The sequence below is a fragment of the Gabonibacter massiliensis genome (assembly GCA_001487125.1).
Classification (GTDB): Bacteria; Bacteroidota; Bacteroidia; order Bacteroidales; family Marinifilaceae; genus Gabonibacter; species Gabonibacter massiliensis.
The window spans coordinates 38534-61468 of record LN913010.1; the positions used below are offsets into that span (position 1 = coordinate 38534).

Annotated in this window: 17 protein-coding genes; 14 read left to right on the top strand and 3 right to left on the bottom strand. The window is 41.9% G+C overall.

Features of this window, described 5'->3' with window-relative positions:
- Positions 1–35: 35 nt before the first annotated feature.
- The 9 genes from BN3283_RS00670 to BN3283_RS00710 all read left to right on the top strand — a co-directional run bounded on the left by BN3283_RS00670 (position 36) and on the right by BN3283_RS00710 (position 12948).
- A complete protein-coding gene (locus tag BN3283_RS00670; protein WP_041501909.1) occupies positions 36–488 on the top strand; it encodes an ATPase in 453 nt (150 codons plus the stop codon).
- A 160-nt stretch (positions 489–648) separates the two neighbouring features.
- Positions 649–1176, top strand: a complete 528-nt coding sequence (locus BN3283_RS00675) for an RNA polymerase sigma-70 factor (RefSeq protein ID WP_286137421.1) — start codon at positions 649–651, stop codon at positions 1174–1176.
- Positions 1177–1473: 297 nt separating this feature from the next.
- Positions 1474–2625 (top strand): FecR family protein, encoded by a 1152-nt coding sequence (locus tag BN3283_RS00680; RefSeq protein WP_059025315.1) that lies wholly within the window; start codon positions 1474–1476, stop codon positions 2623–2625.
- A gap of 81 nt (positions 2626–2706) precedes the next feature.
- On the top strand, positions 2707–6111 hold the full coding sequence (locus BN3283_RS00685; protein ID WP_059025316.1) for a SusC/RagA family TonB-linked outer membrane protein: 3405 nt from the start codon (positions 2707–2709) through the stop codon (positions 6109–6111).
- 3 nt (positions 6112–6114) lie between these two features.
- Positions 6115–7569 (top strand): RagB/SusD family nutrient uptake outer membrane protein, encoded by a 1455-nt coding sequence (locus BN3283_RS00690; protein ID WP_082667032.1) that lies wholly within the window; start codon positions 6115–6117, stop codon positions 7567–7569.
- 8 nt (positions 7570–7577) lie between these two features.
- The gene (locus BN3283_RS00695; protein ID WP_082027463.1) at positions 7578–8267 is read left to right on the top strand and encodes a DUF4843 domain-containing protein; all 690 of its coding nucleotides are present in this window, start codon (positions 7578–7580) and stop codon (positions 8265–8267) included.
- Positions 8268–8287: 20 nt separating this feature from the next.
- The gene (locus BN3283_RS00700) at positions 8288–9892 is read left to right on the top strand and encodes a PKD-like family lipoprotein (protein WP_059025318.1); all 1605 of its coding nucleotides are present in this window, start codon (positions 8288–8290) and stop codon (positions 9890–9892) included.
- 1 nt (position 9893) lies between these two features.
- Entirely contained in the window at positions 9894–12203 is a 2310-nt protein-coding gene (locus BN3283_RS00705) for a S9 family peptidase (RefSeq protein WP_070807431.1), read from the top strand.
- Between the two features lie 142 nt (positions 12204–12345).
- The gene (locus BN3283_RS00710) at positions 12346–12948 is read left to right on the top strand and encodes a rhomboid family intramembrane serine protease (protein ID WP_059025320.1); all 603 of its coding nucleotides are present in this window, start codon (positions 12346–12348) and stop codon (positions 12946–12948) included.
- A 3-nt stretch (positions 12949–12951) separates the two neighbouring features.
- Here the strand turns inward: BN3283_RS00710 and BN3283_RS00715 are convergent, their stop codons facing one another.
- Entirely contained in the window at positions 12952–14442 is a 1491-nt protein-coding gene (locus BN3283_RS00715) for a lipopolysaccharide biosynthesis protein (protein WP_059025321.1), read from the bottom strand.
- A gap of 381 nt (positions 14443–14823) precedes the next feature.
- Between BN3283_RS00715 and BN3283_RS00720 the strand changes: the two genes are divergently transcribed.
- Together BN3283_RS00720 and BN3283_RS14580 are read left to right on the top strand one after the other, a co-directional pair.
- Positions 14824–15231 (top strand): DUF6249 domain-containing protein, encoded by a 408-nt coding sequence (locus BN3283_RS00720; RefSeq protein WP_070807429.1) that lies wholly within the window; start codon positions 14824–14826, stop codon positions 15229–15231.
- Positions 15232–15418: 187 nt separating this feature from the next.
- On the top strand, positions 15419–15544 hold the full coding sequence (locus BN3283_RS14580; protein ID WP_262509671.1) for a hypothetical protein: 126 nt from the start codon (positions 15419–15421) through the stop codon (positions 15542–15544).
- Positions 15545–15616: 72 nt separating this feature from the next.
- Here BN3283_RS14580 and BN3283_RS00725 read toward each other — a convergent pair whose 3' ends face one another.
- On the bottom strand, positions 15617–16612 hold the full coding sequence (locus BN3283_RS00725) for a GGGtGRT protein (RefSeq protein ID WP_059025323.1): 996 nt from the start codon (positions 16610–16612) through the stop codon (positions 15617–15619).
- A 93-nt stretch (positions 16613–16705) separates the two neighbouring features.
- On the bottom strand, positions 16706–17398 hold the full coding sequence (locus BN3283_RS00730) for an iron-sulfur cluster assembly scaffold protein (RefSeq protein WP_041501924.1): 693 nt from the start codon (positions 17396–17398) through the stop codon (positions 16706–16708).
- Positions 17399–17792: 394 nt separating this feature from the next.
- Here BN3283_RS00730 and BN3283_RS00735 point away from each other — a divergent pair, with 394 nt between their 5' ends.
- The 3 genes from BN3283_RS00735 (at position 17793) to BN3283_RS00745 (ending at position 22928) form a co-directional block, all read left to right on the top strand.
- Positions 17793–18341, top strand: coding sequence for an RNA polymerase sigma-70 factor (locus tag BN3283_RS00735; RefSeq protein WP_059025324.1), 549 nt, complete (start codon positions 17793–17795; stop codon positions 18339–18341).
- Positions 18342–18414: 73 nt separating this feature from the next.
- Positions 18415–19602: a FecR family protein gene (locus BN3283_RS00740; protein ID WP_059025325.1), complete on the top strand. Its 1188-nt coding sequence runs from the start codon at positions 18415–18417 to the stop codon at positions 19600–19602.
- A gap of 137 nt (positions 19603–19739) precedes the next feature.
- Positions 19740–22928 carry a SusC/RagA family TonB-linked outer membrane protein gene (locus BN3283_RS00745; RefSeq protein ID WP_286137422.1) on the top strand — a complete coding sequence of 1063 codons (3189 nt, stop codon included), beginning with the start codon at positions 19740–19742 and terminating at the stop codon, positions 22926–22928.
- Positions 22929–22935 lie beyond the last annotated feature (7 nt).

A 22935-nucleotide genomic window follows, 5' to 3' on the forward strand; every position in this document is an offset into this window, starting at 1 on the left:
AATTATTAGAAATAACAAATTAATCGTTTTAAATTATGGAACCAATTTTATTAGCTTATTTAGGAATTGCATTGATGGTAGCATTGTCAGGTGTTGGTAGTGCTTATGGTGTTACAATTTGCGGTAATGCTGCCGTGGGGGCTTTAAAGAAAAACCCGACGGCTTCCGGTCAATATATCGGTCTGTCCGCTCTGCCTTCTTCTCAGGGATTGTACGGATTCGTGGGATACTTCCTGTTGAGTAGTCATTTGAATCCTGCTATGGATTGGGGCGTTGCTTCCGCTATCTTCGGTGCGGGTATCGGTCTTGGGTTAGTAGCCTTCTTTTCGGCTATTCGTCAGGCACAGGTTTGTGCGAACGGTATTATCGCTATCGGTAGCGGATACAATGTATTCGGAACCACGATGGTATTGGCCGTGTTCCCCGAGTTGTACGCGATCTTGGGATTGTTGGTATTGATTCTGATTTCCGGTTTGATTCCCGCCTAATCACGGTATAATATAGATGGACGAGGCCGTTTGAAAAACTCAAACGGCCTCGTCGTTTTATAACAGGTCTCTGTTCCTTGTGTTAATATTGTTGTAATACTCGGTAAAAAGCTTACATTTGCATGTATATAATATAATAATTTATTATAAGCATGGCATAATGGAAGAATTTTTTGACGGTCAAACTTTCGAAAAGCTATTTAATAAGCATTTTTCCAACCTTACGGGTTTTGCGTATAATTATGTAAGGGATGAGGAGATAGCGAAAGATATCGTACACGATGCTTTTTTATTGCTATGGAATAAACGGAAATGTTTGAATCCGGTATATCCTGTAAAATCTTACCTGTTTGTTTTGGCGCAGCATAAGGCATTGAATTATTTAAGGCATTTAAGCGTGGTGAAAACAAGCGAATACGAATTGGAAACGTTATTTGATTCGGCAGCCGGGGAATTGGATGAACACGAGAAACGTCTTGTTCGCTTGGAAGAGCAATTGTGTCTGTTATCGGAAATGCAACATGATGTTTTGATCAAATGTGTGGTGGAAGGAAAGAAATACAAAGAGGTCGCGGAAGAACTCGGAATTAGTTTAAATACCGTTAAAACACATCTTGCCCGAGCGTTAAGATTTTTGCGCAATGAATTAGAAGACCGTGTGATTATGTTTTTCATCCGGTATAAATAATCCGGTTTATGCTTCGCGTTCTGTTATATTTGGTGTAGAATTTTAGTTGTTTTGGTATAATTGTCGGGGTCAAATTCTTTCCTGTTACTAAGGAAGTAGGTGTGTGTTGTCAATGTTTGTGATTACAGGTAATGCATATTGCTTCGAATAAAACTCTTATTTTCATGGTGTTATATCTTTTTTGATTGATACTTGCTTATTATTTGTCGGATGGGTTTAATTTTTTTTGAAAAAAGTAGGTTTTGCGTGTCACCCGTTTTTGGGGGGTGGGGGTATTAGATGTAAAAATAGGAGAAGATGAGCTATCACGAGGAAGATATAAGATTTGCCATTAAGATTCTTTCCTGCAGGAAAGCGTTAGAAAACAGGGAGGTTGAGCAGTGGATGAGTATCCCCGAACATGTGGAGTTATTGAAAGAGCTGGTTGCTATCCGGCAAAAGAGTTCGACTGTCGATTTCGAGCAGGATAGGTCGGCTGTTTACTTTCACTTGCGACAAACCATTGGCCGACGAAAGAGGCGTCGGTTGATTTGGTATCGTTCCATAGCGGCTTCTGTCGTGTTATTGGGATTTTCCGCGATATGGGCTGTAAAAGAGTTGCAAATAACGGGGGGAGAAGACTCGACGATACGAACCGAAGCATTTCGCCCGGAAGGTGCGGCGATTGAATTGATATTATCGGATGGTCAAACGATTCAATTGAGTAAAACGGGGAGTGGATGTAAAGATTTGTCGGCAACGGGAATTCGTAACGACTCCTTGCACGGTTTGAGTTACGCGGAGGTGAAGGTTGACTCGGGCGGAGAGGAGATTTACAATACCCTGAATGTGCCGAAAGGAGGTTTTTACCCGATAGAATTATCGGATGGAACGAAAGTCTGGCTGAACTCGGAAACGAGTCTCCGTTACCCTGTAAGATTCACGGAAAGGGAGAGAAGGGTATATTTAAGGGGAGAGGCTTATTTTGAAGTGGCGTATGATAATCGGTATCCTTTTGTTGTAAATGTCGGAGGGATGGAAGTGAAGGTGTTGGGGACGAGATTTAACGTGAATTGTTATGATCGTGATACCATACGGACGACGCTGGTAGATGGAAGTGTTTGCATAAAGGATGTTTTTTCGGATAGAGAGACCCTACTTTGTCCGGATGAGATGGCAACGTATTGTAGAAGTACGCGGTTAGTCACCAAAGAAAAGGTCGATCCGTTTGTTTATACTGCCTGGAAAGAGGGTAAGTTCGTGTTTGAGAATGAGACTGTCGAGGAGATCATGAAGCGTTTAAGTCGTTGGTATGACATTGAGGTCGTCTATGAGAATCAGGAGATAAGGTATCAGACTTTTACGGGTATTATGGAACGTTTTTCGGATGTCCGGGATATCCTTCATTTGATCGAAGAGACGGCTACGGTAAAATTTGATATTGAAAATCATGTAATTGTAGTAAAATAAAAAACCGAAAGTTGTTCCAGCAACTTTCGGTAGAAGATGGATGTTTACACATCCGAGTGTTAAATAGTAATATACAAATTTATGGAAAAAAATCGAAGATGGTTTTGTCTTGGGCGGCTTTTATGCCTAAAAAATGGAAAAACCAGGGTTTTTAAAGTGATTTTGTTGTTGTCCGTGATCTTACTACCGGGAGTGGTAGCGGCTCAACAGCAAAAAGTAACGATTTACCTGACAAAGGTAGGTGTACAGGATGTATTTAAAGAGATCAACAAACAGACCCGGTTGAATTTCGTGTATAATGCGGAACAATTGAAAGAGATCGGATCGGTGACCTTAAACTTGAAAAACGTGACGGTGGATTCGGTTCTGACCAGATTGTTTGAAAAAACTTCTTTTACCTACAAATTTGAAATGCAGTCGATTATTATCAAAAAGAAGACGGTATCGCCTGCTGTTGAGAAGATGATTTTGACGGGAGAAGTGACCGATTCCAAGGGGGGTCCGCTTCCGGGAGTCACCATCGTACTGAAAGGGACGACTTTGGGAATTACAACCGATGCAAAGGGTAAGTTTACGTTTGCACTAAAAAAATCGAAAAATCCGGTATTGGTATTTTCGTTTATCGGAATGAAAAAGGTAGAACATGCGGTTGTGCCCGGAGAGCCTATTCTTATAAAAATGGAGGATGATGTTGAAGAGATGGAGGAGGTCGTGGTTACGGGTTACGGAAATATCAATACCAAAAGTTTTACCGGAAACGCGAGAACGATACGGGGAGACGATTTGTTAAAGGTATCGAGAACGAATATTATAAAAGCCTTACAAATATTCGACCCGTCGTTTAAGATTACGGAGGATAATTTAGCCGGTTCCGATCCGAATAAATTGCCAGAAGTAACGATTCGGGGGCGTTCGAGCTTGGGTAAAATGGAGTTGGATGAGTTGGGAGCGAATCCGTTTGCGAAATCTTCATTGGAGGCGAACCCGAATACTCCCACGTTTGTGATAGATGGGTTTGAGGTGGATATACGTAAGATTTACGATTTGGACCCGAACCGGATAGAGTCGGTGACCCTCCTGAAAGATGCTGCGGCAACGGCCATGTACGGTTCGCGGGCTGCAAACGGGGTAGTCGTTATCACGACCCGTACCCCTAAAGAAGGTGGGTTACAGGTCAGCTATAACGTGACGGGATCCGTGGAATTTCCTGATTTGTCCGGATATAATCTGATGAACGCGAGGGAAAAGTTGGAGGCAGAGAAACGTTCCGGTGTCTTTGATTATGATCCGAATTCAAACTCTCCCATGTATGATGGGCAGGAGTTGTATATGAAAAGGTGGAATGCCGTCTATGTGGAGGGTGTAGATACGGATTGGATGGCTTTGCCTTTGCGTACGGCTTTTCGACACGATCATAGTTTACAGGTTGAAAGTGGTTCGAAGGCTATTCGTTATAGCCTTATCGTGGATTATTCGCAAAACGATGGCGTAATGAAAGGTTCCGAGCGAAATACTTGGGGAGGCGAGTTTAATATTCATTTGAAATACGGAAAATTATTCTTACGTAATTCTGTTTCTTACCATTATACTTCTACGGCCGATTCTCCTTATGGAGCGTTTCGGGATTATTCCCATCAATTGCCTTATGTAAAGTATAAAGATGCGAACGGGAACTTGTTGAAAGAACTCACGACATTCGCATCGGGGGGAGATTCTCCTAACCCGATGTATGAAGCTCGATTGGAGAGTTTTGCGAAAACGACTCAACATGAACTGATGGATAATTTGCAGTTGCGTTGTAACGTGACGAATTATTTGATGATTCAGGGATCATTGGGAGTGACTCAAAAATGGAATGATGACAGTCGTTTTATAGATCCGCTTTCGAAGTACAGCTCCCGGAAGATTTCGGTAGATAATTTGGTTGCCGGGGATTTGTATACCGATGTCGGAGGTTCCAGTAGAGTCAATGTTCGTTTGGGGATAAGTTTAAATAAAACGATAGAGAAACACGATATTAATATTGCCATTAACGGAGAGTTGACAGAGAATAAGAGTCATTCGGTATATACACACTATGTCGGTTTTCCTTCGGGGCATTTGTCTTCCGTGAATTATGCGTCGGAGGTTAACGGGAAGCCCAGTAAGAGAGAAACTACTTCCCGTTCTGCCGGAATAAACGGTATTTTGAATTATAGTTGGAACGATATTTACCTGATGGATTTTTCTTTTCGTTACGAGGGTTCTTCGGTTTTCGGGACGGAGAAAAAAGGTTCTCCTTATTGGGCTTGTGGCCTTGGAATTAATATTCATAAATACAGTTTTTTGGAAAACACGGAATGGTTGGATCGATTGAGGTTGAGAGGCTCTTACGGGATGATCGGAAATATTAATTTTCCGGCTTATGCTGCCCGGAACTATTTTGTAAATATGTTCGATGATTGGTATGTGACGGGTTTCGGGACTAAAATCACCTATTTGGGGAATCACTCTTTAAAGCCGGAAAAAACAAGTACTGTAGATGTGGGGGTAGATGCCTCTTTTTTGAGGGGTAAGATCAATCTGAAGTTATCTTATTATAATAAAACAACCGTCGATATGGTAAATGATGTCACTATTCCTTCCACTTCCGGTTTTAGCGTGTATAAAGATAATTTGGGCAAGGTTCGGAACGAAGGAGTGGAGTTCGATATCTACGCGAGTGTGTATCAGGGGCGGGATTTCTCATTAGCTCTGAACGGTAACATCGCCCGGAATAAGAACCGGATGCTTGAAATCGGTAAATCGTTGGAAGATTATAATCGGAAAGTAGAAGCGTATTATGACAACTCGGATAAAGCATTGGGGGAGCAGTCGGATGAACGGAAAATCTGGACGAAATTTTACGAGGGAGGTTCTTTAACGGCTAAATACGGGATGCGTTCTTTGGGAATAGATCCGGCTACCGGACAAGAGGTGTTTTTAGATAAAAAAGAGGCCGTGGTTTTTGAAAATGATCCGAAGGAGTATGTCGTTATCGGAGATACGGAGCCTTTGGGATCGGGGTCTTTAGGATTACATGCAACCTATCGGAATTTTACCTTGACGGCCAATTTTTCTTATGAGTTCGGTAGCGAGCGGTACAATGAAACGTTGGTATATTATGTCGAGAACGCGAATATAGAAACTGAAAATGTGGATAAGCGGGTGTTGAGCCAACGGTGGCAAAATCCCGGCGATAAAGCTCCGTTAAAAGATATTAAGGAGAGATATAAACAGACACGACCTACGTCCCGTTTTATGCAGGACTATAATATGTTTTCATTAAGCTCGATGTCTTTGCAATACGAATTGGGTAAATCTTCCTCGGAAAAATTGGGACTCGAAAGAGTGCGTTTGGAAATCGGATGCGGAGAATTGTTTCAACTGTGTAGCGTGAAACGGGAGAGAGGATTGGATTACCCTTTTGCCCGGAGTTTTAATTTCAACCTAATGATTAATTTTTAAATTATGCTAAATAGATGGTGTGTTTTAGGAATATGCTTGGCATTTATGTCTTGTAATTCATGGTTAACCATAGAGCCTAAAGAACAGATTTCAGAAGAAGATCTATTCTCCCGGGTAGAAGGATTTTATACTCAATTGGATGGACTTTATAAGTCGATGGCTGAACAAGGTATGTACGGGCAGGAATTATCTTGGGGATTTTTGGATATCTTGGCACAATATTATGATACGGAGAACACGAAGAATCATGCTTATGAAGAGGCGTCCAAATATAATTACGAATATACCCGGGTGAAAACGATAATCAAGACTTTTTGGACAGAAGGATACAATATTATTGCCAATTGTAACGTGTTAATAAAGAATATTCTAATCGCCGATCCTAATCTATTCTCGTTGCAAGAGAGAGAACGGGATCTTATTTTAGGAGAAGCTTATGCGGTCAGGGCTCTCGTGCATTTCGATTTATTACGTTTGTTTGCTCCCAGTATAAAAGTAGATGGTGAAATAAAGGCTTTACCTTATGTAACCGAGTTCCCTGTTTATTTTCCGGATAAGGTAAAAAGTTCCGTCTTTTTGGATTCTGTTATTAGTGATTTGAAAAAAGCGCATGAATTGGTACAAGAGTATGACTGGAGTAAATTGGAAAGGGTAAAGGAACTTAAAGCGAGATTGGAATTAACGAGTTTTGAAAGCAATCGTTTTTTAGAATTCCGGGGATACCGGTTAAATTATTGGGCTGTTAAATGTTTATTGGCCCGTGTCTATATGTACAAGGGAGATGAAAAGAGTGCATTCGCTTATGCTAAAGAGTTGATCGATCTGCATGAACAAGAGGATTGGATCGAATTTACAACGAGAGACGATGTGGAGTCTCAAAGTAATCTCAAATATTATGACGATGTGTTTTTTGCTTTATACAATAATAATCTGACGGATTATTCGACCGGATACTTCGAGGAGAACAATTATATATGTATGCAAGATGTAGACGGCTTGTTTTCTAATAGTGATAAAAAATACGATTACCGCTATGAAGCGTGGGAAGACCACCCGCTATACGGATCAGATCAACCGCTTCCCAAAAGATTAAAAGAACTGACACAAGGTAAAGGGAAGTATTGCAGTAAAATGATACCCATGATTCGTTTAAGCGAGATGTACTATATTGCTGCCGAAGCCGTTTTTGATGAAGATCCGGAATTAGCTGAAGATTACGTGTATTTTGTCGTTCGTAAAAGAGGTTCCCGTGCAGGTGTGGCAGGGTATAACACGAAAGAGGAATTTATAAAGAATATTATATTGAAAGATTTGCGTCGGGAAGTGTACGGAGAAGGTCAGTTGTTCTTTTTTTATAAACGTCATCATATGCCTGTCGTTATAGATGCTTGGACCGAGAAGACGTTGGAAAAAGAGTTTGTATTACCCTCGCCGGAAATAGACGAAATGAATAATTAAAAATTTGGATGATGAAAACGAAATATAAATTAATGGGAATGTTGATTTTTCCCCTTATGCTTTGGGCTTGCGAACAGCGGAAAATAGAGCTTTATAATTCTCCCCGGTATCTTTCTTTCGAGTCGAATGAAAAGGATACGCTCTATTTTTCCTTTTTCTTTACCTTAGACGAAGAGTATGAATATCCTGTTGTTGTTAATTTGACCGGTGACCTTCTTGAGGAAGATAGAGAATTTATCGTGAAGGTGGATACAGCATCGACGCTCGCGAGTGATATGTTTGTACTACCGGAGCGATTTGTTTTCAGGCGAGGGGTTGTATCGGATACGTTCAGTATAAAATTAAAAAATCATCCGTTATTGCGAACGGAAAAATTATTTTTAAAGTTGAAGTTGGAAGAATCAGAGATCTTTTTATCTACAGGAGGCGTTTGGAGTCATTCGATTCTCTCTGTTACGGATATTGCTATAAGACCTTCCTGGTGGGATGAAAGGGTCGTCGAACGGTTTTACTTGGGGACCTATTCCAAAAGAAAATTTGAGCTTTTCATGGAAGCAACTGGAATAACGGATATGAGTGAAATGAGCGACGGCGAGAGACGTATCGCCGCCTTGAGATTTAAGCATTGGTTAGCTGATCGGGAGCCTATCCCGGATGAAGAGAACGGTGGATTTATATCAGTACCGGTTATAGGTTAGTCATTTAAAACATAAACATTATGAATACGATAAAATACATATTTATCCTTGCTTGCCTTTTGAATTGCATGAGCTGTTTTGAGGATAAAGGGAATTATGATTACGGTAAAATTTATACCATAGGGATAAAGTTGCCTAATAGTGTTACTATGGTCGTCAACGAATCGCGTACTTTTAAACCGGAACTCACCTTTGACGAGAAAAATCCGGCGGGCGTAAAATACGAATGGCAAATAGAGAGTAAGGTCGTTTCACATGATTCTGTCTATACGCACGTGGCAAAAGAGTTAGGTTCTTTACGAGGATTGCTGACCGTGGAGGATGAGAAAACCGGAGCGAAATTTTACAAGGAGTTTTCGATCGAGGTGAAACCCCTCTATGAAATGGGATTTTTGTTATTGACGGAAAATGGAGAAAATAGTGATTTGGGATTTGTGAAGGCGGGTAGGATTCCGAGTAATTCTCAGACCGGGACAAACGATACGGTTGTGTATATAGCGGATTATATCAATTGTTACAGTGATTTGTACGGGGAACCTATAAATGGAAAACCTTTACAATTAAGGGAACATTACGCTTTCGACGATTATAATCGGGTATTCGGGGAAGTTACTGTTAAAACGGCCCTACCCGAAAGAAATCAATTTATGGAGTTGAATGGAGAGTCGTTGAAAAAAGAGACATTTATAGAAGAGGAGTTTAGTAACGGGTTATTACCTGTTGCTTTCCATCCCGTGGATTTGCTTCATACCTGTTTCGATAGTTTTTTATTAGATAAAGACGGTTTATTGTATACTCGAAGGTGTAATCCCGCCACGGGTTATCATTTGGGATATTTTTCCAAAGATGTGGTTTATTTAGGTGGAAAACGAAAAATATCGAATATTATATTTAGCGATTACGTGGAGTCCGGAACGATTTATGCCATAGAAGAAGATGCTGCCGGAAAAAAGAGGTACTTGGGGATCTATTCCGATTATTACAGTAATAGACGGAATCTTACGGAGATGGAGTTGGTTTATGAAGAAGAGGAGTTTGCCGCACATTTTACGGATTTAACGGATGAGGTTATGGAATCGGATTATTTTAGGGTAAAGGAAGAGGGAGTTTCCGGGAGTGCAGTTGTTTCTAAAAACCCGGAAGGGGAATATATGTTACATCTGTTTGTCGGAGGAGCGCCTTCTTCCGCGAAGCACGTGAAAATATACAGCTCGCAGAAGATTAATTTGACGCGGGAACACGGAATTACCGATTTTGTAAAACTCGGTACTTTTCGGAATTGCAATATGGTATATGTTTGCGATAAACAGAATATCTATTATTTTGAAGTCGACGAGACCTTCCATAAATATGAATTCGGTATTGTCCGGACGTTCGATAAGGAGATCGTTTCTATGGCCACTCAGTCCATGTTCGGTTATGGGGCAAAGAGTTTCGAACATCATATCGGAGTCGCATTTGAAGATGGATTCTTTGATATATACGAATTGCAGTACGACGGTAAGGATATGAGTAGCTTGTATAAGTTCAGCAATAAAGTTTACGGTTCGACTCGGAGCTTCGGAAAGATACGCGATGTTATTTGGAAATTGGGTGTCGGAAACTATTATTTTAACGGAAGGTAAGATGAGGAAGGTATTTATTTTGTTAGCTTGTATGGCGGTGATGGCTTCGGCTGTTGCGCAAGCAGACTACGAACAGGTTTTTCGGTTTGAAAAAGAGTTTAAGGGATTCGGGGGTGGATTTTCTATTGTTCCTTATTTTATTAACGGCACGGATAATTTTTGGTTTCGATACAAAGATGGCGGTAGTATGAAATACTATATTGTCTATCCGCAACGAGGAAAACAAGAGCTGTTGTTTGATAACCGGGATATAGCAACGAAGGTAAATCGATTGACGGGGAACAAGGTAAATCCCGATAATCTGGGGCTGGACGGGATAACTTTTGATCGTTCGTTGAAAAAGATCTCATTCTATCTCGGTGATGAAAAATTTTCCTATCATTTGAAAACCGGAGTGATGAAATCGGAAGCGGAAGAGTGGGAATATTACGGCCAGCCTTCTGCCTGGGAGTATTCTCCGGATAGCTTATACATTTTGTTTGTAAGGGATCATAATCTGTTTTTAGCGCATAATCCGGAAAAAAGCGGTGATTCTACGCTTGTCCGACTTTCGGATGATGGTTCGAGATTCAACTCTTACGGTCAGTATTTTAAAGGAATGGAAGAACGGGAGGTAAGGCCTAACGGTTGTTGGTTGCCGAATTCGACTCATTTTGTAATTCAATCTGAAGATCGACGCTGCTTGGGAGAGATGTATCTTACGGATTACCTTCATTGGAAACGCCCGAGTTTGCGAACCTATCGCTATGCCGTCGCCGGAGACAGCTTGGCCTGTCAATATGGTTTGAAGCTAGTTGATGTGACGATTCCCGCTATTCGGGAATTGGATGTTTCCAAATGGAAAGATCAATATGTCGAGTTTTTATACGCTTCTCAAAATGGAAAAAAGATCTATTTCCAACGTATCAAACGCACGTGGGACGAGAAGGAGTTATGCGTGTATGATATGGATACGGATAGCGTACGGGTATTGATTCATGAGGTGGATAAACCTTTTTTCGATTATGTTTTGGCTCAGGTTTTTTTCTTGAATGACGGTAAAGAGATCGTTTATCGATCGGAGCGTACGGGATTCGGGCATTTTTATTTGTATGACGGGGAGACGGGACAATTGAAACGAGCACTGACTTCCGGAGAGTATGTGACGGGACATATTCAGGAAATCGATTCAAAGACACGGGATCTTTATTTTTATGCTTATGGTGTTGTTCCGGACAGAGATCCCTATTATAAAGTTTTATGTAAGACAAATATTGATAAAGGCGGATTTCAGATCCTTACTCCGGAGAATGCCACACATAAGATAGAGCTATCTCCGGTCGGAAAATATATAATTGATAATTTCTCCCGGGTCGACACGGTTCCCCGTAGCGTTCTTCGGGATGCTAAAGGTAGGATTGTGTTGGAATTGGTTAAACACGATATTGATCCTTACCTTGAAAAAGGATGGGATATGCCGATTCGTTTTAAGGTGAAGGCGGCCGATTCGATTACAAATCTTTACGGGGTAATGTGGCGGCCGATGAACTTTGACCCGAACCGGAAGTATCCGATCATCTCGGAAGTATATCCCGGACCGCAGGGAGAATATGTACCGGTATCGTTTGGTTTAAGCTCAAGTTACGCCACCAAATTGGCTCAGTTGGGTTTTGTGGTTATTCAGGTCGGCCATCGGGGTGGAACGCCAATCCGGGGAAAAGAGTATCAGCGTTTTGGTTATGGGAACATGAGAGATTACCCGTTGGCGGATGATCGGGCTGCGATTATAAATTTAGCGAAGCAATATCCGTTTATCGATACTACTCGGGTTGGAATCTACGGACATTCCGGGGGAGGTGCTATGTCTACGGCTGCTTTACTGACCTATCCGGATTTTTATTCGGTAGCCGTTTCCGTATCGGGAAATCATGATAACCGGATTTATGCTCTTGATTGGGTGGAGTTAAACAATGGAGTGCAAGAGATCGTCGATAGCGTAGTCCGAGATAATAAACCCTATGATAAAAGGACGAACTTTAAGGTTCGGGAAATTCGTACCAATATGCAATTGGTTGAGAATTGCCGGGGACATCTTTTGCTCGTTCACGGAATGCAGGATGATAATGTTCATCCGGCTCACGCGATGCGGATGGTACAATCATTAATAGATGCCGGAAAAAACTTTGACATGCTGATTCTCCCTCGAAGCGGACATGCAATAGATGGGAGAGAGAACCGATTGTTGGAACATAAGATGCGGGGATATTTTGCCAAATATCTGTTAAACGATTTTTCAGGCGATATGTATATTGATATAGAAGAGCGTAAATAGACCGAAAGGTAAATTCGGTTAAGATTTTGTATCATTATCATTCTTTACGGCAGGGAGAAATTTTGTTCTCCCTGTTTTTTTAGCCGGAAGAATGGAAGAAAACGTAAAATGTTGTACATTCGTAACCTAAACGAAGAGAATTATGTTGACATTATTGATCATTATTGCCACGGTGGTGGTTTCGATGGCTTGTTTTAATAATCACCAACTGTTTGATAAACTGGCTTTTTCTGCCTATCGGGTGATAAGAGCTAAAGAGTGGTACCGTCTGATCACGCACGGTTTTGTACATGCCGATTGGGTACACCTGTTCGTGAACATGTTTACTTTTTACTCTTTCGGTTCTTATTTGGAACAATGGTTTGAGGTAAACGGTTTCGGTTCGGTAAACTATTTGTTGCTTTATTTCGGGGGAATGATAGCAGCTTCTGTCTATGATTTGTTCAAGTATAATAAAAATCCGTATTATTCTTCTATCGGAGCGTCGGGAGCGGTTTCCGCTGTTCTTTTCGCGGCGATTTTTCTAAACCCTTGGGATAAGATCTATTTCTTTGCGATCCTGCCCATTCCCGGAATTTTATTCGGTTTCCTTTATCTTTTTTATTGCCAGTATATGGCGAAGCGGGATAGTGATAATATAAATCACAATGCTCACTTTTACGGGGCTGTTTATGGTTTTATCTTTCCGCTATTGGTAGAGCCCTCTTTATGGCATCAATTCGTTCAAAACCTTTTGGGCCGCTGAATCTTATTTTTTGGCCCATCGGTTGAGGTAGGGGATTTGTTTGAGCGGCAAATCCTTCTTTATCACGTATAACAGGTATAGGGCGAGAAGGATCGTCCGGAAACCGAGACGCGGGATTTGATTCTCTATGGGAATCCATAAAGCTAAGGCGTACAAGGCTAAGGCTAACAGGAAATATTTTCCGATTCCTTTTAAATCGTACCGGATCGGGTAATAGTGTTGTCCGATAAACCAGGAAGCCACCATCATGGCAAAATAGCAGGTGAAAGCGGCCCAGGCACAGGCTATATAACCGTAACGGGGAACGAAAGCGATATTGATGGTCAGGGTTATGGCTAAACCGAAAAGAGAAAAATAAGCTCCCCATTGAGTTTTATCCGTTAATTTATACCAGAGAGAGAGGTTGAAGAATATGCCGAAAAAGAGTTCTGCGATCATCACGATAGGAACAACCTGTAAACCGGAGAAATAGTCCGGATCGATAAAATATCGGAGTATTTCGAGATAGAACATCACTCCCAAGAATATGAAAAGCCCGAAAATAATAAAATATTTCATGGCTTCGGCGTAAGCTACCCGTTTGTCTTCTCCTTTGTTCTGGGCGAAAATAAACGGTTCGTAAGCGTACCGGAAAGCTTGCGTGAACATTACCATGACGATGGCTATTTTGTAATTAGCTCCGTATATTCCTAAGCCGCTTTTGGCTGCAGCAGGATCGGCAATCAACATAGGGTAGAGGATTTTATCGAGGGTTTGGTTCATGATACCGGCTACTCCCAAAATAAGCAGTGGGAAAGAGTAACGTAAAATGCGTTTTAGTAGATCCGGGCGAAACCGCCAGGGAATACGTACAATCTCGGGAGCAAGGGCTAAAAGAACGATGAATGTGCCTAATAAATTGGATATCAATATATATCCTACGCCGTAAGTCGGATTGTAGAACCAATCGATCCATTCCGGAGCGTGTTTCCATATCCAGGGACACGCGACGAGGAAAAACAAGTTAAGAGCAATATTTAAAGCGATAAATAGAAGTTTCAGTGCGGCAAATCGTATCGGGCGTTTCAAATAACGTAAATAGGCAAAGGGAAGTGCACAAAAAGCATCCATAGCGATAATGGCTGCCGTAATCAGAATATACTCCGGATGTTCCGGTAACTTGATAAGCCGGCTGATAGGTGCTTGAAACAAAAAAACGAGTCCCATAAATACAAGGGAGGTCGTGGCCAAAGAGAAAAGACAGGTGGAGTATACTGTTTGGGGATCCCCTTCCGCCGAATCGTTGGCAAAACGGAAAAAACCGGTTTCCAGGCCGTAGATTAAAATGACCAGTAACAAGGCCATCCACGCGTAAAGATTGGTTACGTCTCCGAATTCTCCGGTTGCTAATTTGTACGTGTAAAGCGGTACCAGACACCAGTTCAGAAATCTTCCGATAATACTGCTCATCCCGTAGATAGCCGTATCTTTTGCTAAGCTTTTTATTCCTGCCATGCTCTTTGTTTTACAACAGATCGTCTCTTGCTATTAAGTAATCAGACTCGGCAAAGATATTAAAAATGACGGAAAAGAATGGAAATATTCGGGAAAGTCCATAGAGCCAAAGTTCATAGAGATGAAGTCCTAAAATCGTAAGTCTACTCCCAATCTCCTAATCCGTCTAATTGTAAATTGTAGATTGTAGATTTTAAATTTTAAATTGATTACTGATTAATCTACAATTTTAAATCGTCAATCTACAATCGCGACGGGGGACAACCCCTCGGGGTGGGGACGTTCTCACCGATCGTGTAGTCGATTTTCGTCCACTACCCTCCGGGTCTCGCTACGCTCAAACAATCCGTCGGGTGGCCGTTCCGACACTCGCCGTTCACTATTTACGCCCTTTCGTTCTTTCTGTTGATCTATAAATTGTTCGAGTTGTATGCCAAAAGACGCGAACGCTTATTGGTGCTTGATAAGGTTGAAGTGCTTGGTGAAGCTGAATGGTCAGGCAAAAAACTTCAATTGCCGGGTTTTTCCAGTTTCTCGTTTAGTGCCCTAAAAGGAGGCTGCTTGTTGATCGGTTTGGGGTTGGGTATCTTTATTGCTTTTTTGATCTGTTCCTTAGGTTTTGACTTGTATGCTCCGGGTAATGACAGTTTTTTAAACATGAAAATAGAAACTGTCATTTATAGTGCCTCTGTCCTTTTGTTCGGTGGTATAGGATTATTGGCCGCTTTTTTATTAGAATTAAGAATGGAACGCAAGGAGCGGAAAATAACGGTCCCTCAAAGCAAATGAAGTAGGATTTAAAACGTGCGTTCGCTTTTATAGGAAAGATCATGATTCGACCAATCACGATCTTTTTTTTATTATAAAATATAAAAGTCTATCTTATCGTTAAATAATCTTTTTTAGTTTTTTTACTAAATAAATTAGTTCGCAAACTAAAACTTTTAGTTGTATTTGAGATAAATGAGTCAAAATTATGAAAGGGTTAACAAATAAGGAAGAAGAAATACAACTCTCTTACGATCGAATCGAATCCATAAACATGTCGGCAACCAAAGAAGGTAAAAAGGTTTTCCGGGTAGAGACCGGTAAAAAGAAGTAAACCGGTTTTTTACTTGAGATTCAGCCTGCCACAAAATACCTGCTGTGGCAGGCTGAATAGTTTAATTGTAAATTATTTTGTTTCTTCGATAGCGACAGCGACGGCGACTGTTGCACCGACCATGGGGTTGTTGCCCATGCCGAGGAATCCCATCATCTCCACGTGAGCGGGTACGGACGAGGATCCCGCAAATTGGGCATCTCCGTGCATACGGCCAAGCGTATCGGTAAAACCGTAACTGGCAGGGCCTGCTGCCATATTATCGGGATGGAGGGTACGTCCGGTACCGCCTCCGGAGGCTACTGAAAAATATTTTTTCCCGGTTTCCATACACTCTTTTTTGTAGGTTCCGGCTACCGGGTGTTGGAATCGTGTCGGATTGGTTGAGTTGCCTGTAATGGAAACGTCCACTCCCTCGTGACGCATAATGGCTACTCCTTCTCGGACGTCGTCTGCCCCGTAACATCTTACCTGGGCTCGTTCCCCTTTGGAATAGGCTTTTTCTTTCACGATTTTCAATGCTCCGGAATAGTAATCGAATTCCGTTTGAACATAGGTGAATCCATTGATACGGGAGATGATCATAGCGGCGTCTTTTCCCAAGCCATTGAGGATGACTTTCAACGGTTGCTTGCGTACCTTATTGGCCGATTTTGCGATCCCGATGGCTCCTTCTGCGGCAGCAAAAGATTCGTGTCCGGCCAAGAAAGCAAAACATTTTGTCTCTTCCCGAAGCAGCATGGCTGCCAGATTTCCGTGTCCTAATCCTACTTTTCTGTCGGCGGCGACGGAACCGGGGATACAGAATGCCTGCAAGCCTTCTCCGATGGCTTCTGCCGCTTCTGCCGCCTTTGTGCAACCTTTCTTAATGGCAATGGCCGCTCCTACCACGTAGGCCCACGCTGCATTTTCGAAAGCAATAGGTTGAATTTCTTTACACATTTTGTAAGGATCGATTCCTCTCGCGTCGCATATCGCTTTCGCTTCTTCGATGTTTTTTATGTTATAATGGTTTAAAACCGCGTTAATCTGATTAATCCGGCGGTCGTAACTTTCAAATAAAGCCATGTTGATTTTTATTATTCTGTGATTTTGTGATTACCTGATTCTGTGATTTGTTGTAATTTGCAATTACTTAATCTCATAATCGATTAATCGTTTTTATTCGTGTCTCGGATCGATGTATTTAGCGGCTTCGGCGAAACGACCGTATGATCCTTTTGCTTTTTCGAGTGCCTCTTTGGGTTCGATACCTTTCTTCAACATATCGGTGAATTTTCCGAGATGGATGAACTCGTAGCCGATGACCTCACCTTCTTCGTCTAATCCCATGCGGGTAACGTATCCTTCAGCCATTTCTAAATAACGGGTTCCTTTGGCTCGCGTACCGAACATGGTTCCTACCTGGCTGCGAAGTCCTTTCCCTAAATCTTCCAAGCTGGCTCCGATGGGAAGACCTCCTTCGGAGAAAGCGCTTTGACTGCGTCCGTAGACGATTTGCAGGAAAAGTTCCCGCATGGCCGTATTGATTGCATCACAAACTAAATCCGTGTTTAAGGCTTCCAACAAAGTTTTTCCCGGAAGAATCTCCGAAGCCATGGCGGCAGAGTGGGTCATACCGGAACAACCGATAGTCTCTACCAATGCTTCTTCGATAATTCCTTCCTTTATGTTCAGAGTCAGTTTACAAGCTCCTTGCTGCGGAGCACACCAACCGATTCCGTGTGTTAGACCGGAAATGTCTTTGATCTCTTTTGAACGTACCCATTTTCCTTCTTCCGGAATGGGAGCCGGACCATGATCCGGTCCTTTTTTTACAACACACATGTGTTGCACCTCTTGTGAATAAATCATCTTTCGTTTGATTAAGATATAATTATTATACTCCTGTTGTTAAGATACGCGGGCAAAAATAGTACAATTGTTTAGATTAAAAAACATCTTATACAACATATAATTATGCATACGTTTGCGATGTAACTTTCTGAAAATGTGATAGATATGTAGAATAAACAAGGCGGTTTAGAATCTCAAAAAACGAACTTTTTTTGAGATGGCAGTATAAGTAGACTGTGGTTTATTATTCAATAATGTAATATTTTGATTGTTAATCATATAAACATCGCATGTAAATATTGCATAATGAGAAATTTTGTTTAGTTTTGTATCTTTATAATCGTTCTTTTTAAGAGTCTGATGTTACATTGGTTGTCAGGATGTTGTTTTATTAAAGATAAGGGAAAATTTCATGTATTCGTCTGTATATAAGATAAATATAGAAGATAAGGCCGTGTTTAAAAGTCTGTTCAACGATTTTTTCGTGACCTTGTGTCTTTTTGCGGAGAGATACGTGGAAGAACCTGAAATGGCTGCCGATATTGTACAGGAAAGTTTCGTTAAATTATGGCAGAATCGAAAGAATTTTAATTACTTACATCAGGTGAAATCTTTTTTATACGTATCTGTCCGAAATTTGGCCCTCAATGAAATAAAGCATAAACGTGTGGAGGAGGCTTATCGGGATTGGGCGGGAGAGGGTTTCCGACTTTGGGGGGAAGAGGTAATAGAAGAGGAAAGTTATCGGTTGCTGATGCAAGCGATTCAAAAATTACCGGCGCAGTGCCGGCGGGTGATTATGTTGGCCATGGAAGGCAAGGCGAATAAAGAGATTGCCGAAGAATTGGGAATATCGGACGGTACGGTACACTCTTTAAAAAAGACGGCTTATAGACGTTTGCGAGAAGAATTAAAGCATTATTTTTATTTGTTTATCTTGTTGATGCACAGCGTACAATAAAAAAACTGCAAAAAAAATTATTTTTAACTACCCCATTTTTGACTTTCAGTTGTTATAGAGAAAAACTGAAAAAATGTTACATCGGGAATTTGATATTGCTTCTTTCATCGCAAAATCGTTAGCCGGAACGATGAACGAGGAGGAACATGCTTTATTGGAAGCATGGAAAGAGGAGGATATTGCCCATCGGCGATTATTCGAAAGATTATCTTCTCCCGAAAATTTGGCCCGTAGAAACGAGCATGCCGAACGTTACCGGAAATTACAACGTTGGGAAGATCTGGAGAAACGAATAGACAATCGGCGGTTTGTAACGGTAAGGAGAGTGACGACCTATGCGGCTTTATTGATTGTTTTATTTGTAGCATCCTATTTTGTTTTTCGTTTGTCTGAAGGACCGAATGAAAAGGTCGGACAAGCCCGGCTTATTCGTCCGGGTGAAGCTAAAGCTGTCTTGGTTTTAGCCGACGGGCAGCATGTTACATTGGAAACCCGTTCCTCTTTTACTTTTCAGGAATCCGATGGGACGGTGATTTGTAAAGACTCTTCCGTGTTGGATTACCGGGGGAAGGATGAAAGAGAAACGAGCGGAGAAAAGGTTATATATAATACGATAAAAACCCCTCTTGGGGGAGAATATTTTTTAGTGTTGAGTGACGGTAGCCGAGTACATCTTAATGCCATGAGTTCCTTGCGTTTCCCGGTTCGATTCACGCGAGAGAGACGGGAAGTTGAATTAACCGGGGAGGCTTATTTTGAGGTAGAAAAGGATAATCGTCTTTTTATAGTGACGACCGGAGAAACGTCAACGGAAGTATTGGGTACGAAATTTAATGTTTCTGCTTACCCGGAGGATGAAGAGGTAAAAACAACATTAATACGCGGGAGCGTCCGTTTTACGGCGAAGGTTCGGGGAAAATCATTCCTTCTGAAGCCTTCGGAGCAGGTCAGCTTTAATAAATTGTCCGGAGAAGCAAAAGTGGAAGAGGTAGATGTAGCTGATTTTATTGCCTGGAAAGAGGGATTGTTTCGTTTTAAAGATTGGCGGTTGGAAGAGATCATGGAGCAGTTGGCCAGGTGGTATGATATGAAGGTCGAATTCCGGGAAGAAGTTTTAAAAGATATCCGGTTCGGTTGTTGTTTTAATCGTTACCGGGATATTACTCCGGTATTGGAGTTGCTCGAGGAAACCTGTAAAGTGACGGTGAAGGTAGAGGGGAACACCGTCGTATTGGAAAAAGCGAATACTAAGACTAAATAAAAAACTACGTGATGCGGGAACATCGCGTAGCTCCAGTTCTTGTAAAACAAGAACTTATGTTAAACTTAACACACAAAGTTATGGAAAAAAAAAGAATTTCTTTCACACGGAAAGAATTAAAAAAGGTTTTTTTTCTGATGAGATTAGCCTTTTATGTGGTTATTTGGAGTCTGTCAGACCTATCGGCGGGAAACCTTCCCTCCGCTAACACGACAAACGAGCATGCGCCGGAACTCTGGGTGATAAAGGGGATGGTCATCGATAGTGTGACGAAAGAACCGATGCCGGGAGTTTCCGTTCGTTTAAAAGGAACGCAAATCGGTACGGCTACGGCTGCCGACGGTAAATTTGAACTTAAAATTCCGAAATCTAAGGAGATGATTATCGTGGTCTCTTTTATCGGCATGAAGACCAAAGAGATCAAAATCACTAAACCGGAAACAACGTTGAAAATTTTATTGCAAGAAGATGTGGCAAGAATAAAAGATGTAGTGGTGACCGGTTATGCGACCGTCCGCCGGGAAGCGTACACGGGTTCGGCTACCGTAATGACAGCAAGAAAGATCGAAGAGCGGCCGGTGGCCTCTTTTCAGGATGTATTGCGGGGAAATTCGCCGGGGACGTTAGTAACCTCGACCGGACAACCGGGAGTTTCCGGAACTATCCGTTTAAGAGGAATCAGTTCTATGAATGCTTCCAATGCTCCGCTTTATGTCGTGGACGGGATTGTTTGGGATGCCGCCAACATGTCGGGTAGCGCAGAGTTCCCCACCAATCCGTTGAATACCTTAAATCCTTCGGACATTGCCAGTATGACGGTTTTGAAAGATGCGGCATCGGCTTCTTTATACGGTTCGCGCGGAGCCAACGGGGTAATTGTAATTACCACGAAACAAGGCCAGATAGGGAAAAGACCGCAATATACGGTTGATATGCAATTCGGTTTTTCCAAAATATTTGAAGCCTCCAAACCGGAGTTGGTAAACGGAAAAGAGTTTACGGAGCTTTGGCTGGAAGGGGAGATGCACCGGATGGTATATGCTGCCTGTTCCAAGGAAGATGATTTCTTTGCGATCATTAAGGATTTGTATAAAGACAAGGAGGGATATAAGTTTGACGGGAAAAATTACAACGAATGGTATGCGGATGCCAAAACCGAGTTTTGTGACGTCTTTAAAATCAAAAAAGGAGCGGATAGTGACGAGTACTATACCGATCTGTTCGGGGCGGATGCCGACAGGATGCCTGATGTGAATTGGTATGACGAGGTGACCCGTACGGCTCCTTTCCAGAAGATCAATGTTTCGGCCCGGGGTGGTTCGCGTGTCGGAAAATTTTATGCTTCGTTGGAGTATTTCAATCAACAGGGAGTTTTGAAATCGAGCGAATTAAAACGTTACTCTCTACGTATGAATTTGACTTCCGATGATCCGGACAATTTCTTTAATTGGGGGCTGAATACTCAATTAACTTACTCCGCCCAATCGGGGCCCCGCCGGGATGCATTGGGGTACGCCATGTTGCATTATACGGCTTTATCTCTTGCTCCGATTGTTCCGGTCTATTTAGAGGACGGATCTTTTAATTTCAATTTTCCCAAAAATGTCAATTCGAATATGAACCCCCTGGCTGTAGCAAAATACAATAGCTACGATCGTCCGCAGACAAAAGTATTGACATCCGGTTTTTTACAGTTTAATCTTACGAAGTGGTTAAAGATAAAGAGTACTTTTGGTCTTGATTATCTGCACGCTCGTCGTCGTCAGTATTATGATAAGGATTTCGGTGACGGAGCAAAGAGTGATGGTTATTTATACGAACGGGATGCCCGTCGACGGAAGATCTCCAATACTAATTTAGCCTATCTTGAAAAAACCTTTAACGAAGTACATGAGGTATTAATCTATGGAGGAATCGAGTGGGAAGATATGAAATCTGAGTATATCAGGGCAGAAGCGACGAAGTTTCTTTCAGACGATTTTCCTTATCTAAGTGCGGCTGCCGTACCCGATGAGGTCGCTGGGGACGGAGATCGTTACTCCATGCTTTCCTGGCTGTTGAAAGGAGATTACAGTTATGATAATAAATATTTCTTTTCTGCTTCTTTCCGAAGTGACCGTTCTTCCCGCTTCCATAAAGATTACCGGGTGGGTAATTTTTGGTCCGTATCAGGAGCTTGGCGTATAAAGGAAGAGTCTTTTATGCAAGGTTTAGATTGGTTGAATAACCTGAAAGTCAAAGCCAGTTACGGTATAAACGGAACCTTGCCGAGTTCTTATTATAGCTGGCGTTCCCGTTACTCTTTCGGCTATAATTACAATGGACATTTGGGTTTAAAACCGACGGCAATTGCTTCTAAGGACTTGTCATGGGAAGAGAATAAAATCTTTAATATCGGTTTGGAGATGGGCTTTTTCAATCGGATCGATTTGAGCGTGGAGTATTATAACCGAAGGACGGAAAATTTATTACAAGATCTGCCGATCTCTTACGTAACGGGACATAAAGAACGTTTGGTGAACTCTTCTGCCGGACTGAAAAATCGGGGATGGGAAATCGAATTACATGCGTCGATTGTTCAGGAGCGTCAGATCAATTGGGATTTTAATATCAACATAGCCACGTTGAGAAATGAATTTTTCGGTTTGACCAACGATGATATCGGTACTCAGATCAAACGTAACGGAGAGAGTTATTACTCCTGGTACTTGAGGGAGTGGGCCGGTATAGACCCGCAGACAGGGGAACAGCAGTGGTATAAAAAGGACGATCAGGGGAATAAAGTAATCACCAAGGATTATGATGAAGCAGACCGGGATATCCGGGGGACGGCACTTCCGAAGGTAAACGGAGGGTTCTCCAGTACCGTTTCGTATCGGGGGTTGGAGTTGAGTTTCCTGTTTACCTATGCTATGGGGCATAAGGTGTTGGATTATACCGGTCGTACGGCCACGAAAAATGACGGGGCCCGGGATATTCGGGCGATTGAAAAAGATCAGCTGGATCGTTGGACTCCTGATAATCCTACCGGGAAAAATCCGCTACGGATCAATTCCAAGAAATGGAGTCGCTGGACCTCTACCCGGTACTTGTATAAGGGAGATTATTTGAAATTGAAGAATATTAAATTGCAATACGATTTTCCAAAACCCTGGATGGATAAATTGACATTGAGAAGCGCCAAAGTTTTTGTACAGGCGGAGAACCTGTTTGCCCTTTCCAAATTGAAAGGATATGATCCCGAAATGACCTTAAACGGTTATCGTAATCCGGACGATTATCCTTCGGCTATGACGTTTACGGCAGGTTTACAGATTAACTTCTAAAATGATA

Excerpts from the sequence above, each read along its gene's own strand:
- BN3283_RS00670 (WP_041501909.1), top strand. The coding sequence starts at position 36 with ATGGAACCAATTTTATTAGCTTATTTAGGAATTGCATTGATGGTAGCA.
- BN3283_RS00675 (WP_286137421.1), top strand. The coding sequence starts at position 649 with ATGGAAGAATTTTTTGACGGTCAAACTTTCGAAAAGCTATTTAATAAG.
- BN3283_RS00680 (WP_059025315.1), top strand. The coding sequence starts at position 1,474 with ATGAGCTATCACGAGGAAGATATAAGATTTGCCATTAAGATTCTTTCC.
- BN3283_RS00685 (WP_059025316.1), top strand. The coding sequence starts at position 2,707 with ATGGAAAAAAATCGAAGATGGTTTTGTCTTGGGCGGCTTTTATGCCTA.
- BN3283_RS00690 (WP_082667032.1), top strand. The coding sequence starts at position 6,115 with ATGCTAAATAGATGGTGTGTTTTAGGAATATGCTTGGCATTTATGTCT.
- BN3283_RS00695 (WP_082027463.1), top strand. The coding sequence starts at position 7,578 with ATGATGAAAACGAAATATAAATTAATGGGAATGTTGATTTTTCCCCTT.
- BN3283_RS00700 (WP_059025318.1), top strand. The coding sequence starts at position 8,288 with ATGAATACGATAAAATACATATTTATCCTTGCTTGCCTTTTGAATTGC.
- BN3283_RS00705 (WP_070807431.1), top strand. The coding sequence starts at position 9,894 with ATGAGGAAGGTATTTATTTTGTTAGCTTGTATGGCGGTGATGGCTTCG.
- BN3283_RS00710 (WP_059025320.1), top strand. The coding sequence starts at position 12,346 with ATGTTGACATTATTGATCATTATTGCCACGGTGGTGGTTTCGATGGCT.
- BN3283_RS00715 (WP_059025321.1), bottom strand. The coding sequence starts at position 14,442 with ATGGCAGGAATAAAAAGCTTAGCAAAAGATACGGCTATCTACGGGATG.
- BN3283_RS14580 (WP_262509671.1), top strand. The coding sequence starts at position 15,419 with ATGAAAGGGTTAACAAATAAGGAAGAAGAAATACAACTCTCTTACGAT.
- BN3283_RS00725 (WP_059025323.1), bottom strand. The coding sequence starts at position 16,612 with ATGGCTTTATTTGAAAGTTACGACCGCCGGATTAATCAGATTAACGCG.
- BN3283_RS00730 (WP_041501924.1), bottom strand. The coding sequence starts at position 17,398 with ATGATTTATTCACAAGAGGTGCAACACATGTGTGTTGTAAAAAAAGGA.
- BN3283_RS00735 (WP_059025324.1), top strand. The coding sequence starts at position 17,793 with ATGTATTCGTCTGTATATAAGATAAATATAGAAGATAAGGCCGTGTTT.
- BN3283_RS00740 (WP_059025325.1), top strand. The coding sequence starts at position 18,415 with ATGTTACATCGGGAATTTGATATTGCTTCTTTCATCGCAAAATCGTTA.
- BN3283_RS00745 (WP_286137422.1), top strand. The coding sequence starts at position 19,740 with ATGAGATTAGCCTTTTATGTGGTTATTTGGAGTCTGTCAGACCTATCG.